Annotated in this window: 11 protein-coding genes; 6 read left to right on the forward strand and 5 right to left on the reverse strand. The window is 48.6% G+C overall.

The features are described from left to right. Positions 1–48 precede the first annotated feature (48 nt). Positions 49–3174, reverse strand: coding sequence for an EAL domain-containing protein (locus NDJ01_RS18185; protein ID WP_258587102.1), 3126 nt, complete (start codon positions 3172–3174; stop codon positions 49–51). A gap of 113 nt (positions 3175–3287) precedes the next feature. Here NDJ01_RS18185 and asnC point away from each other — a divergent pair, with 113 nt between their 5' ends. Continuing rightward, positions 3288–3752 carry a transcriptional regulator AsnC gene (gene asnC / locus NDJ01_RS18190; protein WP_005394393.1) on the forward strand — a complete coding sequence of 155 codons (465 nt, stop codon included), beginning with the start codon at positions 3288–3290 and terminating at the stop codon, positions 3750–3752. 74 nt (positions 3753–3826) lie between these two features. Here the strand turns inward: asnC and prlC are convergent, their stop codons facing one another. After that, a complete protein-coding gene (gene prlC, locus NDJ01_RS18195; protein ID WP_257082790.1) occupies positions 3827–5869 on the reverse strand; it encodes an oligopeptidase A in 2043 nt (680 codons plus the stop codon). Between the two features lie 395 nt (positions 5870–6264). On the opposite strand from prlC, the gene NDJ01_RS18200 reads away from it, so the two are divergent. Both NDJ01_RS18200 and gorA read left to right on the forward strand, forming a co-directional pair. Next, positions 6265–7104 carry a 23S rRNA (adenine(2030)-N(6))-methyltransferase RlmJ gene (locus NDJ01_RS18200; protein WP_005394390.1) on the forward strand — a complete coding sequence of 280 codons (840 nt, stop codon included), beginning with the start codon at positions 6265–6267 and terminating at the stop codon, positions 7102–7104. Positions 7105–7363: 259 nt separating this feature from the next. Continuing rightward, entirely contained in the window at positions 7364–8719 is a 1356-nt protein-coding gene (gene gorA / locus NDJ01_RS18205; protein ID WP_005379157.1) for a glutathione-disulfide reductase, read from the forward strand. A gap of 81 nt (positions 8720–8800) precedes the next feature. Here gorA and NDJ01_RS18210 read toward each other — a convergent pair whose 3' ends face one another. Further along, positions 8801–9706 (reverse strand): LysR family transcriptional regulator, encoded by a 906-nt coding sequence (locus NDJ01_RS18210; RefSeq protein WP_031849948.1) that lies wholly within the window; start codon positions 9704–9706, stop codon positions 8801–8803. A 121-nt stretch (positions 9707–9827) separates the two neighbouring features. Between NDJ01_RS18210 and xapA the strand changes: the two genes are divergently transcribed. Next, on the forward strand, positions 9828–10652 hold the full coding sequence (gene xapA, locus NDJ01_RS18215; RefSeq protein ID WP_069487972.1) for a xanthosine phosphorylase: 825 nt from the start codon (positions 9828–9830) through the stop codon (positions 10650–10652). Between the two features lie 94 nt (positions 10653–10746). Here xapA and NDJ01_RS18220 read toward each other — a convergent pair whose 3' ends face one another. Both NDJ01_RS18220 and NDJ01_RS18225 read right to left on the reverse strand, forming a co-directional pair. Then, the gene (locus tag NDJ01_RS18220) at positions 10747–11358 is read right to left on the reverse strand and encodes a bifunctional 4-hydroxy-2-oxoglutarate aldolase/2-dehydro-3-deoxy-phosphogluconate aldolase (RefSeq protein WP_005394384.1); all 612 of its coding nucleotides are present in this window, start codon (positions 11356–11358) and stop codon (positions 10747–10749) included. A 9-nt stretch (positions 11359–11367) separates the two neighbouring features. Further along, positions 11368–12744: a GntP family permease gene (locus NDJ01_RS18225; RefSeq protein ID WP_005478622.1), complete on the reverse strand. Its 1377-nt coding sequence runs from the start codon at positions 12742–12744 to the stop codon at positions 11368–11370. Positions 12745–12897: 153 nt separating this feature from the next. Between NDJ01_RS18225 and NDJ01_RS18230 the strand changes: the two genes are divergently transcribed. Further along, the gene (locus tag NDJ01_RS18230) at positions 12898–13422 is read left to right on the forward strand and encodes a gluconokinase (protein ID WP_046874172.1); all 525 of its coding nucleotides are present in this window, start codon (positions 12898–12900) and stop codon (positions 13420–13422) included. Further along, entirely contained in the window at positions 13422–15218 is a 1797-nt protein-coding gene (gene edd / locus NDJ01_RS18235) for a phosphogluconate dehydratase (protein WP_258587103.1), read from the forward strand. Before NDJ01_RS18230 ends, edd begins: the two co-directional genes overlap by 1 nt. Positions 15219–15393 lie beyond the last annotated feature (175 nt).

A 15393-nucleotide genomic window follows, 5' to 3' on the forward strand; every position in this document is an offset into this window, starting at 1 on the left:
TATACCTAAGTTACCTCTCAATGCTAGGTTGAGCTTGATATGACAAGACTACTCAGCCGTCAGTCGCTCAACTAACTCAGAAAGCGGTTGAGGATGCCCAATACCGTAGCCTTGGCCATAATCCACACCAAGATCGATCAAATGCTGCATGACTTGTTCGTTTTCGACAAACTCCGCCACCGTCACTTTGCCTAGCTGTTTTGCCAAGTCATTGATCGAGCGAACCATTACACGGTCCATTTCATTTACGTTGATATCTCGCACGAAAAGGCCATCAATTTTCACAATATCAACGGGAAGTTTCTTTAAGTAACCAAATGAAGACAAGCCCGAACCAAAGTCATCCAATGCAATCATGCAACCCAGCGCTTTGAGCTTGGTGAAGAGCTCAATGGCTTGCTCAAGATTACTCATCACTGCTGTCTCGGTGATTTCTAGACAGATTTTTTCACACGGCATGGACGAACGTTCCAATCGCTCCAATAAGAAATCGATAAACTCTTGATTCCCCATAGGTTGACCTGAAAGGTTTATCGAACAACGACCGAGTTTTTCAACCACCTCCGGGCGTTGCTCAAACCATTCTAGCGTTTGAGTAATGACCTGTTTATCAATCCAATGCGCAATGTTGTAGCGCTCGGAGGCAGGAATAAACAATGCAGGAGAAACATAATCACCATATCCATTGCGAATGCGCACTAAAATCTCAAAATACATCTGAGCATCGTGCTGTTGTAAGCTTTTGATCGGTTGAGCAAACAACTCTAAACGCTGATTCGACAATGCCTCATGCACCAAATTGACGCTCTGCATTTCCATCTGGCGACGTTGTAGCTCTTCGTTATCTAAGCTGAACAGATTGTAGCGGTTACGGCCTTGCTCCTTGGCGGCATGACACGCCGAGTCTGCTTGAGCGTGCACCATTTGCGGCGTCTCTGCCGTATGATCGATGATACGAATACCAATAGAACAACTGATGAACAAGCGTGTATCTTCCCAAATAAAAAGATGTTCACTCAACGTCGAGATGATCAGTTTAGCGATATTAATGGCGCCGTATTCGTCGCAATCTTTGAGTAGTACCGCAAACTCATCGCCTCCCATTCGAGCCAAGATGGAATTGTATGGCAGCACTTCCTCTAACATGCTGGCGCAAAATTGAATCGCCGCGTCACCCGCATCATGCCCAACCGTATCATTAAGGACTTTTAGCTGATCTAAGTCGAGGTACAGCATGGCGTGGACGCGACGATGGCTGTCCACCTCACGCAGTGCGGTCTTGAGCTCTAGTTCAAAGTGGTTTCTGTTATAAGTCCCTGTCAGTAAGTCATAGCGCGCTTGATATTCCAGTTTCTCGGAAAGCTGTTTAGTTTCTGTAATATCTTCACCTACAATCAATAGCTGATCAGATTCATTCAGTGGACGAATGTTCTCGCGAACCCAAACACGATGACCATTTGCATGGCGATACTCGACTTCCCGTCGCCAGACCCCATGCACCTGTTGATTGGGTTGCAATAGCACTTGGCGAGGAAACAGTACCTTGTCATCAAAATAAAACTCCCTTAGGCGGTGTCCGAGCATGTCCATCGGTTTGTAGCCGAGGAGTAGCTGAGCAAATCGATTCACTTCTTGAATGCGGTTATTGCTGTCGAGTGTCACCATCATGACAGGCTGTTGTTCATAATAGTTACGCAGGGTTGATTCGCGTTGATAGAGCTTATCTTCCATCAACTTACGACTAGTGATATCGCGCGCTTCAAACAAGTATTGCTTTTGATTTCCTACTTGCTGAGAAAAAGGCTTGAGTGAAATTTCCAACACCAATGTACCGTGCTCTTTACTCCAAATTTCAGCCTCAAACGTCGACACTTGATGGTGAGGCGCGTGGAAATACGCCTCAAGCAACGCTTGTGCTTTCTCACTCCAATTGGGATGAAACCAAAGTGGTCGGTCTAAACGCAGCCCTTGGTGATACAGCAAAGATTGCAGGTGATCATTGCCCGATTTAAGTACACCGTTGGCATCCAAAATGCCCATATACTGCATGCTCTGATCAAAAATCGATTCTAAGATGGCTTGGCTTTCTCGCGCGGCACTCTCGCTGCGACGCATCCGCTGTAAATAGTAACCCATCAACAAAATGACCACCGACATCACTACAAACAGGCTACCAAACAAGCGAATTTCTTTGGCAAAACGCTCAGAAAACTTCATCGGTTTATTAAAAAATACCGCAGAGACCTCTTGCTCAGCACCCAGCCCCCAGCGCACTACAGCTTGATAATCGAGCTTGATTTCAGAATCACTTTTCTTCACGGCTGGCAGAGCTTGGTCAGGGTTATCCAACACAAACTCAAGTATCTCAGCGCTCTCTATGCCATGCCGATAACCACTTTGGATCACGCCACCAACCGCACCGTGCCCTAAGCCAATGTCGTGCACCATAAACAGCGGCGCATTTGAGGCTCTGTTAACGCCAATCCAGTCACGTTCACTGCCAACCACACCTTGTTTATCTCGGTAATAGGTCCAAAACAGGACGACTTTATCTTTATTCAGCTTCGCTACTTGTTGCTTTAAGTCAATGATACTATCGGGAATAACTTGCACGATTTTGTCGCGATATTGCGGATGTTCATGTACAAAATCGTCGATTTGATAGCGTAATACCTCTCCCGTTACGGAATGGTCACTGACAATAAGAATTTGGGTGTAATCAGGGTGTAGGCGCTCTATGAGGGCTAAATTTGCCTCCAAATCGACATCTTCTGTTACTCCTGTTGCATTCAGAGATTGGTGCAAAGAAGGATGATAATTGTTGATGCCGTTAAATATAACCGGGGTGTCTTTGATGATTGGCGCCAAACGCTGCATCAGTTCAAGCGCGTTGTTATCACTCACTAAAATGGCATCGAATCGTTCTTTGCTTAATTTCGTACGATATAAGGATTCAAGCTGAGCGAAAAACTGCTCACTCTGGTTACGTTTCGAGTCTAAATAGAGCACGCGCATATCCAGCGATCGATCACCCAATTGCTGCTCGATACCTCGCTGTATGGAATCCGTCCAGAAAAAACCTTGATGATAGGAGTGCACGACCAAAACTTTCGGATCTGAGGCCGCGGCAAACGCGCTCCAACATAGCGCGACAATAACCAGAAAACGCTGCACATTATCTCCATAGCTCGGAGTTAACCCGCAGTTACTCCTGCCAAACCTTGTGAATCCTATCCGCTATGAGTATAAAAGGGAGGTAAAACTCTATCCCTAACGGAAATAATAGTATGAATGCGAGCCTGCCGAAACTCGACGACCTTGACCGCGCAATATTAAAAACACTGATGGCTGACGCCAGAACGCCCTACGCAGAAATGGCAAAGCAGTTCGATGTCAGCCCTGCCACTATCCATGTGCGTATTGAGAAGATGAAATCGGCTGACATCATCGAAGGAACGGAGGTGATCGTAAATACCAAAAAGCTCGGCTACGATGTGTGCTGCTTCATTGGTATTAACCTAAACGCAGCTCGTGATTACCATTCCGCGCTAGAAAAACTCAACGCGCTCGACGAAGTCGTTGAAGCTTACTACACCACGGGCGCGTATAACATATTCGTCAAATTGATGTGCAAATCGATTGAAGAACTGCAATTTGTGTTGATCGACAAGCTGCAAGCCATTGATGAGGTTCAGTCTACGGAGACATTGATATCGCTGCAGAACCCAATTAACCGCAGTGTGAATCCGTGAATTTTTTATAAAAAATGGACAAAAAAGGCCAACCGAATGGTTGGCCTTAGTATTTTTGGAAAGACAGCGTGCGCTTACGCTGCAATACCAGAATGGCGCAATAGCGCATCAATTTGTGGTTCACGACCACGGAAGCGCTTAAACAGCTCCATTGGCTCTTCACTGCCACCCATTTCTAGGATGTTATTCAGGAAGCTTTGACCCGTTTCTTTGTTGAAGATACCTTCTTCTTCAAAGCGAGAATACGCGTCTGATGACAGCACTTCAGCCCACAGATAGCTGTAGTAGCCCGCGCTGTAACCACCAGCGAAGATGTGACCAAAGCTGTGCGAGAAGCGCGCCCACTCAACAGCTGGAACCACCGCGACTTTCTCTTTCACTTTCGCCAGCGTTTCTAAAACGCGTGCACCCACTTCTGGGTCGTATTCGGTGTGCAGAGTAAAGTCGAACAAACCGAATTCTAGCTGACGCAAAATGCCCATCGCCGACTGGAAGTTCTTCGCCGCGAGCATCTTATCTAGCATCGCTTTTGGCAACGGCTCGCCTGTCTCATAGTGACCAGAAATAAACGCAAGCGCGTCCTCTTCCCAACACCAGTTTTCCAGGAACTGACTTGGCAATTCAACCGCATCCCAAGGTACGCCATTAATCCCTGATACCGCGCCAGTTTCGACTTGCGTCAGCATGTGGTGGATACCGTGACCAAATTCATGGAAAAGTGTCACAACTTCATCGTGCGTAAACAGTGCTGGCTTGTCGCCCACTGGACGGTTGAAGTTACACGTTAGGTAAGCCACCGGCGTTTGCAGTTCGCCAGAGAGCGTAATACGACGACCACGACAGTCATCCATCCACGCGCCGCCACGTTTGTGCTCACGTGCGTAGAGATCTAAGTAGAAACTGCCACGCAGTGCGCCTTCAGCGTCAAAGATATCGAAGAAACGCACAGATTCGTGCCAAGTGTCCACGCCTTCGCGCTCAGTAACTGTCATGCCAAACACGCGGTTTAGCACTTCAAACAGACCACTGACAACCTTTGACTCTGGGAAGTACGGGCGCAGTTCTTCATCCGAGATTTGGAACAAGTACTGCTTTTGTTTCTCGCTGTAGTAAGCAATATCCCACACATTCAATTCTTCAACGCCAAACTCACTTTTCGCAAACTGACGCAACTCCTCGACTTCACGTTCACCTTGCGGTTTCGCACGTGTCGCTAGGTCATTCAAGAAGCCCAACACTTGATCTGGCGTTTCGGCCATTTTCGTTGCTAACGATTTCTCGCTGTAAGTATTGAAACCCAACATGCGTGAAATTTCGTGACGCAGTCTCAGTTGCTCAGTAATGATTTCTGAGTTGTCCCACTTACCAGCATTTGGACCGCGATCAGAAGCGCGCGTCACATACGCTTCGTACACTTCTTTACGCAACTCTTGGTTGTCGCAGTACGTCATGACAGGTAGGTAAGATGGGATATCCAGCGTAATGAGGTAACCATCGAGCTCTTTTGCTTCTGCCGCGGCTTTCGCTGCTGCCAGCGCCGATTCTGGCATGCCAGCAAGGTCTTTCTCATCCGTGATGTGCTTGGTCCAACCCATGGTGGCATCCAGTACATTGTTAGAGAATTTAGAGCTGAGCTCAGACATGCGCTTGCTGATTTCGCCGTAACGGTGCTGCTCATCGGATGGTAAACCAATACCCGATAGCTCAAAGTCTCGTAACGCATCGGTGATGGTTTTTTGTTGAGCGCGAGTCAGCGTTGCGAATGCATCACTGGCTTTAATCGCTTTGTACGCTTCGTACAGGCCTTTGTGCTGACCAACCCAAGTGCCGTATTCCGACAAAATTGGCAAACAACTTTCGTACGCTTCACGCAGATCTTCGCTGTTCACCACGGAGTTCATGTGACCCACTGGCGACCAAATGCGGCTTAAGCGGTCATCCGCTTCTTCAATTGGCGCAATCACACTGTCCCAAGTTGGGTGAGCATTATCTTTTAGAACTTCATCGATTTTCGCTCGGCAGTCAGCAATCGCTTGTTCAACGGCTGGCTTGATGTGTTCTGGTTTAATTTGAGAAAACGGAGGTAAGTCCGTAAACGTCAGAAGAGGATTAGACATGAATAATTCCTTTTGTGTTTTGACTCTGTGATTGCCTGTCTATTTTGTGTAGATAGGCCAACTCAATGTACAGACGAGCCAGCAACATGGATTGGGGGAGCTCCGTTCCCTTTCTCTATGCTGCGATGACCATATAGTCAACGAGCGCTACTCTGTCCTTGAGTCTTGTTATACCTAAATGAGATTTCACACTCTTTGAGCACGAGAAACTCACCTAGTTCAATTCGATTACCAATAGTAAGTGTGGGTGACTTAAAGAAATTTCAATAGCGTCCCCTTATCAGAGGAACAGATTTGATTGGAAGTTCTACATCTTTAAGTTACTTGAGTATAATACCGCCATAGAGTGAAAATCACAGACCACACTCAGCCAAAGAGTGTTTCGAGAGTTTAATTTGTTAAGTTACCGCCACAGCTTCCACGCCGGAAACCATGCCGACGTGGTCAAACACATCGTTCAAAGCCTCATTCTTGATGCGCTGAAACAAAAAGATAAACCATTCGTTTATCACGATACCCACTCGGGTGTGGGCCGTTACGATCTGACTCACGAATGGTCTGAAAAAACGGGCGAATACAAGCAAGGCATCGCTCGTATTTGGGATAACCCAAACATTCCTGAAGACATCAAAAGCTACATCGATGCCATCAAAGTGCTCAACAACGGCGAGAAGCTGCGTTACTACCCAGGCTCACCACGTGTGGCGCGCGCGCAAATCCGCCCACAAGATCGCATGGTGCTGACCGAGTTGCACCCAGCCGATCACCCATTGTTAGAGCAAGAATTCCATCGCGATCGCCAAGTGAGCATCTTCAAAGAGGACGGATTCCAACGCCTAAAAGCAAGCTTACCGCCACAAGAGCGTCGGGGTTTGGTGCTGATTGACCCACCATACGAGCTCGCGAAAGAGTACCGCGATGTGGTGCGCGCGATTCATCAGAGCCATAAGCGTTGGGCAACCGGTATCTACGCGATTTGGTACCCAGTGGTAAACCGTCACGACATCGAAGATATGATTGAGGGCCTGGAAGCACTGGGCATTCGTAAAATTCTGCAAATCGAGTTAGGTGTCGCACCCGATACCAACGAGCGCGGCATGACGGCATCCGGCATGATTGTGATTAACCCGCCGTGGAAACTGGAAAGCCAGATGAAAGAGATTCTGCCATTCCTGCAAGACGCGATCGCACCAGCCACCGGCCACTGGAAAGTGGACTGGATTGTGCCAGAGTAAGTACTTCTGCACCGAAACCTCTCAGCGCAACGACATTTTCGTTGCGCTTTTTTATACTCTCAACTTTGCTCTCTCATCGCGCTTATTCTTCTTTTTGTGCCTCTCATCGCTATTTGTCATAAGTAATGTCGCTTTTTCCCATTTAGGAATTCGTTACATTCGATTTATGATAGTGGGATAACGGTGGCATTGAGTTCGGGCAAGGTCATCCCAATCTATCTATGTACCAGATAAAATTTATAAGCTCTTGGAGAAAGTAATGGCGACTCATTTTGACTATATCTGTATCGGTGGCGGCAGTGGCGGCATCGCATCTGCAAACCGTGCGGCGATGTACGGCGCGAAAGTTGCGCTAATCGAAGCTCAAGACCTTGGCGGTACCTGTGTAAACGTAGGTTGTGTACCGAAAAAAGTGATGTGGCACGGCGCACAAATCGCAGAAGCAATGAACCTGTACGCAGAAGATTACGGTTTTGATGTCGACGTGAAAGGTTTCGACTGGAGCAAGCTGGTTGAGAGCCGTCAGGCGTACATTGGTCGTATTCACCAATCTTACGATCGCGTTCTTGGCAACAACAAAGTAAACGTGATTAAAGGCTTTGCTAAGTTTGTTGACGAAAAAACGGTCGAAGTAAACGGTGAACACTACACAGCAGATCACATCCTGATCGCGGTTGGTGGTCGTCCTACTATTCCAAACATTCCAGGCGCTGAATACGGCATCGATTCAAACGGCTTCTTCGACCTAGCAGAGCAACCAAAACGCGTTGCGGTTGTGGGCGCAGGCTACATCGCAGTTGAAATTGCTGGCGTACTGCACGCGCTAGGTACAGAAACGCACCTGTTCGTACGTAAAGAGTCTCCACTACGTAGCTTCGATCCAATGATCATCGATACGTTGGTTGAAGTGATGGACGCAGAAGGTCCAAAACTGCACACCCACTCTGTACCAAAAGAAGTGGTAAAAGAAGCCGATGGCAGCCTAACTCTGCACCTAGAAAACGGTGAAAGCCAAAACGTTGACCAACTGATCTGGGCAATCGGCCGTCACCCAGCGACAGACGCAATCAACCTAGCGTCAACCGGCGTGGCAACGAACGAAAAAGGCTACATCAAAGTAGACGAGTACCAAGAAACCAACGTGAAAGGCATCTACTGTGTGGGTGACATCATGGAAGGCGGTATCGAGCTAACGCCAGTAGCAGTGAAAGCGGGTCGTCAACTTTCTGAGCGTTTGTTCAACAATAAACCAAACGCGAAGATGGACTACGATTTGGTACCAACTGTGGTATTTAGCCACCCACCAATCGGCACTATCGGTCTTACAACGCAAGAAGCGGAAGAGAAGTACGGCAAAGACAACATCAAAGTCTACACATCTGGCTTTACTGCGATGTACACCGCCGTTACTAAGCACCGCCAACCATGTAAGATGAAGCTTGTATGTGCGGGCGAAGAAGAAACGGTTGTTGGTCTACACGGCATCGGTTTCACGGTAGATGAAATGATCCAAGGCTTCGGCGTAGCAATGAAGATGGGCGCAACCAAAGCAGACTTCGACTCTGTTGTGGCTATCCATCCAACGGGCTCTGAAGAGTTCGTAACGATGCGTTAATTACGCGCTAATCGCATCGCTGATTTCAGCGAATCATTTGAAAAGGTCATCTTAGGATGACCTTTTTTTGTTATCCCATGCTTAACTCGCATTCTCCAATAACGTGCGAATAAACTCGGCTTTGATAGCACTCTCCTGCTTACCGTCATGAATCAGACATAAGTCTGCACGCAGTGACTCTTTCAGTTTAATAAAACGAATCCCATGCCAATGATGCTGAGAAAACGTCGACGGCACCAACGTCACGGTATTGCTGTTTGCTACATACGCCATCAAGGTGCTTGGCTCCACCACTTGTTTGCCAATATGGGGTGAAAAGCCTTCTTGCAGACAGGCATTGATGATGAAGTTTGCCGAGGCAGAATTCGCCAAACTCATAAACGCAAACTCACACGTCTTTAAATCTTGGAGCCGCAGCAAAGATTTGCTGGCTAACTCATGTTGCTCCGACACTGCCACCACAAACACATCTTTGCCCAAAGACACCGACTGATACGGATAAATGTTGAGTGCATCGGCAAAACGCACAATGCCCACATCGATTTTCTTCTCGCTCAGATGCTTCTTTTGCGTCTCTGGGTTGAGGTCAAAAATGTCGGCGTGATAAGTGTCATGCTCAGCATGGAAGCGCTGTAACAGACGATCAAATCCGCCCCAAAATGCGCTACTTACCACACCGACTCGCAGGATGTTTCTCTGGTTCAACCCCACTTGCTGCACTTGATTGAGCGAGACATCCAAGGTCTGAAAAATCAGTTGGCATTTGGACTCCAACAATCGTCCGGCCTCCGTTAGCATGACGTTTCTTGAATCACGCTCAAACAGTTTGACGTTAAGCACTTCTTCCAACTCTTTGATGCGATTGCTCAACGGCGAATTGGTGATATTGAGGTTCTCGGCCGCCTTAGTGAAATGCTTGGTTTGTGCGACCTCGTAAAAGTAACGCAGCATCTTCAGCGTCACGCGCTCAAATGGTTCTAACTTCATACATTGAGTCCTAGCGAGTTTCATCATCCTCTTTTTAAGGATGATAGTAGCGAATAAAGCAAAGATAACCCGCGCAGAAAGTCACACAATGGAATCAACACACAACCAGAAGGTGACTAACATGAATCACGATCCAGTAATCGGCACGCTACAAACCATTCGCGAACGCAAACCAAACTTCCAACCTAAAGCGGCGTTTATTTTAGGCTCTGGCTTAGGCGTATTGGCAGACGAACTACAAGACAAAGTGGTCATTCCATACGAAGAGCTCGAAGGCTTTCCGGTTAGCACCGTGCAAGGCCACTCTGGTGAGTTGGTACTTGGTACCATGGGCGGCGTAGACGTAGTGTGCATGAAAGGTCGCGGTCACTACTACGAACACGGCTCAATGAAGGTCATGACCACGCCCGTGCGCACCTTTAAAAAACTGGGCTGTGAGTTTTTGCTCGTCACCAACGCGGCAGGCTCACTTCGCCCTGAGCGTATTGATGTCGGTTCTCTGGTGGTATTTCATGATCACATCAATACCATGCCTGAGTCGCCAATGATCGGTCCGAATGATGAAGAGTACGGCCCGAGGTTCTTCAGCCTCGCCAATGCGTACGACAAAGACCTGCGTGCAGAAGCGTTTGAAGTCGGCAAAGCCAATGGCATTCACCTGAATGAAGGTGTGTTTGTCTCTTACACAGGCCCCAACTTTGAGACCGCAGCCGAAATCCGCATGATGCAAATCATCGGTGGTGATGTAGTGGGCATGTCGGTCGTGCCAGAAGTGATTTCTGCGGCGCATTGCGGCTTACCCGTATTGGCAGTGTGCGCGATCACCAACATGGCAGAAGGCTTGGGAGATGTAGAACTGTCTCACGCCCAAACATTGAAGTGCGCGAAGCTAGCCGAAGCCGATTTCATTCGCTTTATTAAGCGCTTTATGAAGCATCACTTCTAAAGCCACTTCATTCCAAAAGCAAAAGGGTCATCAAGTAACTTGATGACCCTTTTTTTTCTAACGTTCGGGGGTATTTCGGAGCCGTTTGTGCGTTTTACTTAACTGCGCGAACCAATTCAGCAATGCCTTCCCAATCGCCGTTGTCCATCATTGCGGTTGGCACCATCCACGTACCGCCACAAGCCACAACCGATTTCAACGCTAGGTAATCTTCCACGTTAGATGGGCTTACGCCACCTGTTGGCATGAATTCCACTGGGTAAACCGCCGTGAGTGCTTTCAGCATGTTTACGCCGCCTGATGGCTCAGCAGGGAAGAACTTCAACGTACGCAGACCCATTTCCATCGCTTGCTCAACCAAGCTTGGGTTGTTTACACCCGGTACGATAGTCACACCACGTTGCTGACAGTATTTCACTGTAGTTGGGTTGAAGCCTGGACTAACGATAAAGTCCACGCCCGCTTCGATTGCGATATCCACTTGTTCTGTGGTCAGAACGGTGCCCGCGCCAATCAACAGTTCTGGGTACGCTTCACGCATGATGCGAATCGACTCCGCCGCCGCTTCGGTGCGGAATGTTACTTCAGCACATGGTAAACCGTTTTCTACCAACACTTTTGCCAGTGGCAGAGCGTGTGCTACGTCGTTGATTGCGATAACTGGGACGATTTTGATTTCTCTTAATCGTTGTTCAAGTGTTGTCATGGGGAACCTCTAAAGAATAAAGCTTAATGTTGCGACGATAATAAACGCGATACCGCCAAGTAACGTTTCCATTACCGTCCAAGTTTTTAATGTGGTTTTCTCATCCATCTCAAGCAGACGAGAGACCAACCAGAAACCAGAGTCATTGAAGTGAGACAGTACCGTTGCACCACCCGCAATCGCGATTACGATAAAGCAAAGGTCTAGTTCACTCAAACCTGTTGATGCTGCCACAACTGGCGCGATAAGAGCCGCCGTCGTGGTTAGCGCTACGGTTGCCGAGCCTTGAGCAACACGCAGACAGGTTGAAATCACAAACGCCGCCACAATCACAGGCATACCTGTGTCTGTAAGAACGTCAGCCAGTGCATCACCAATACCGCTTGAACGCAGTACGCCGCCAAACATGCCACCTGCACCCGTTACTAGGATAACGCCACAGATAGGAGCCAATGACTCACCACACAATTTTTCTAGTTTTGCCATGCCGTAGTCTTTGGCAAACACAGCCAGACAGACAATCAAAGTAATCAGCAACGCGACTGGAGTTTTACCTAGCATACGTAGGAACTCAACCAGTGCCGTTTTGCCATCAATCAAACCTGCAACCGCCAGTGTGTTCAATACCGTATCCAAACAGATTAGCAGGACTGGCAGCACAAGGATGGTCATAACCGTGCCAAATTTTGGTGCGTTGCGCTCATCCACCATCGCTTCGCCATTAAAGAAGGCTTTAGATAGTGGGATATCGAATTTTTTGCCCGCGTACAAACCAAATAGGTAAGCGCCAAGGTACCAAGTTGGAATAGCAACCAAAATACCCACCACCAATAGCAGACCGATGTTTGCGCCAAGAAATTCTGCCGCTGCAACCGGACCTGGGTGTGGTGGAACAAACGCATGCATAACCGCAAAAGCACCGGCAGCAGGCAACGCGTATTTAATTGGTGAGCCACCAAAACGAGCCGCCACACTTAGGATGATTGGCATCATCACTACAAGGCCAGCATCGAAGAAGATTGGGAAGCCAAACAGTAATGAAGCGACGCCCAAAGCAAATGGTGCGCGCTCTTTACCAAAGCGACCAATCAAAGTGTCTGCCAGCACTTTCGCACCGCCAGTCACTTCAAGAATTTTACCGATCATCGCACCAAGACCAACCAGCAATGCCACGGAAGCCAGTGTGCCGCCGAAGCCGCCCATCATGGTCGATACGACTTTCTCAGAAGGAACGCCAGTGGCGATTGCTGTGCCTAAACTCACCATAGTAAGGGAAGCAAAAGCATGGACTTTCAGTTTAATGATCAGAACGAGTAACGCTGCAATGGCAAGGCCTGCAATCGTCAGTAGGAACGTAGGATCTGGGGCTTGGGTTAATTGCTCCATAGGTTCACCTTTAAGAATTATTGTTTGTGTTATGGTTCACATTTATTTCAGTTACCGGTAACATGTTACCGATAACATGAATAAGATAAACCCATATTTTAAAGTGAATTCAAAAATTGAGATCACGCGCAAATTTGGTTATGAGGATAAGTTATGGCTGGTAGTAGTGTCATCGTTATGGGCGTTTGTGCTAGTGGTAAAAGCACAATTGGTGAGCATCTAGCGAAAAAGCTAGGGCGTAAATTCATTGATGGTGATGATCTTCATCCACGAGCGAACATTCAGAAAATGGCATCGGGCCAGCCTCTGAACGATGATGATCGCAAGCCATGGCTAGAACGCATTCGTGATGCGGCGTACAGCCTAGAAAGCAAAAACGAACACGGCATTATTGTCTGTTCAGCACTGAAAAAGATTTACCGCGATCAGATCCGCGAAGGCAACGACAACGTGACCTTCCTGTTCCTTGATGGCGATATGGAGTTGATCCTAAATCGCATGCGTATGCGCAAAGGCCACTTCATGAAAGAAAACATGGTGAAGAGCCAATTCGAGACGCTAGAGCGCCCAGACAACGAGCCTCAAACTCTGATCGTCAGTATCGACGGAGACATCAGCGACGTGGTGGAACGCTCTGCCGCTGAGCTAACCAAAATGCAAGCGATCGAGGTGGCGTAATGACTCACTCTGTTGTTCTTGAGGTCACACAACGTTTGACCGAGCGCAGCCGTGAAGCGCGCGCTGCGTTTCTTGCTCGCACCGAAGTGCAAGCCGAAGCTGGCAAAGGCCGTGTTGGTTTATCTTGTGGTAACTTAGCTCATGCAGTCGCCGCATCTTGCTCTTCTGAAAAGAAAAATATTCTCGATTTTACTCATGCCAATGTCGCGCTGATCAGCGCCTACAACGACATGTTGAGCGCCCACCAGCCGTACCAAGACTACCCAGCGCAAATCAAACAAGTGCTGGCGGACTACGGCCATACGGCGCAAGTCGCAGGTTGTGTGCCAGCGATGTGCGATGGGGTGACTCAAGGTCAAGCAGGCATGGATATGTCGCTGTTTTCGCGTGACTTAATTGCGCAATCAACGGCGTTGTCTTTGAGTCACAATGTCTTTGATGCCACATTACTGCTTGGTATCTGTGACAAAATCGCCCCGGGGCAACTGATGGGCGCGCTGTCTTACGCGCATCTACCGACTGCGTTTGTACCAGCGGGTCTGATGGCAACGGGCATCAGCAACGAAGAGAAAGTCGACGTGCGCCAAAAATACGCAGCGGGTGAAGTCGGCAAAGACGCCCTGCTGGATATGGAGTGTCGCGCTTACCACTCTGCGGGGACGTGTACGTTTTACGGCACCGCCAATACCAACCAGTTGGTGTTCGAAGCCATGGGCTTGATGCTGCCAGGTTCGGCATTCATTCATCCCCATACCCAACTGCGTAAAGCGTTAACCGATCACGCGGCTCTGAAAATCGCCTCAATGACGGCGGGTTCTGCACACTTCCGTCCGTTGGCAGAAGTGGTCACAGAAAAGAGCTTGGTCAACGGCATCATCGCTCTACTCGCATCTGGCGGCAGTACCAATCACACCATTCATATGATCGCCGTGGCGCGTGCTGCTGGCATCTTGCTCACGTGGCAAGACATCAGCGATCTGTCGGATGTGGTTCCTTTGTTAGCTCGCGTTTACCCGAACGGCCCAGCCGATATGAACGCGTTCCAAGATGCGGGTGGCGTGCCAGCGTTATTGTACCGCTTGAACGAATCCGAGCTTTTGCATCGCGATGTGAAACCCGTGTTTGGTGAATTTGAAGACCAAATGACGCTACCGAGTCTTGTCGATGGACAACTGACTTGGACACCGTGCCAAGGCAGCCAAGACGGTGACGTGATCGCCAAACCAGACGCCACGTTCCAAAACACTGGCGGCACTCGCGTGCTGACTGGCAACTTGGGCAAAGCCGTGGTGAAAGTGTCTGCGGTGAAAGAAGAGCAACGCGTGATTGTTGCACCAGCGATCGTATTCCAATGCCAACACGAAGTGGAAGCCGCGTACAAACGTGGTGAGCTGAACAAAGATTGCATCGTTGTGGTCACACACAACGGCCCAGCGGCAAACGGCATGCCTGAACTGCACAAGCTGATGCCAATTTTAGGTAACGTGCAAAAAGCGGGCTTTAAAGTGGCGCTGGTTACTGACGGTCGTTTATCTGGCGCGTCAGGTAAAATTCCGTCTGCGATTCATGTTTCTCCAGAAGCCATTCGTGGCGGCGCGATTGGTTTGGTGCGCAACGGCGATTTGATTCGCCTGGATTGCCAAGCGGGCGAACTGAACAACTTAAGCGATACCACTGGTCGCGAGTTGATTCATTTCGACACCGAATCTACCCAACAAACCTGGGGACGAGGCTTGTTTAGCGTGATCCGCCAAAACGTCTCTAGCGCAGAAGAAGGCGCAAGCTTCATTGTTTAAGGCGAGAAGAAAGACTCGTCATTTCGACGAGCCTAAGCAAGATCAGGAATTTAATATCAACGTGCTGTGAAACCAGAGAAAACACCTCTACCACAGCACTTTGTTGTCGGTAGATTCTGAATCACGCTCGTCCCTCGCTGTTCAGAATGACGAACTTTAGGGTTGGTCATTTTTC

Origin of the sequence: Vibrio sp. HS-50-1, from assembly GCF_024747315.1 — a bacterium.
In the GTDB taxonomy this organism is placed as follows: domain Bacteria; phylum Pseudomonadota; class Gammaproteobacteria; order Enterobacterales; family Vibrionaceae; genus Vibrio; species Vibrio diabolicus.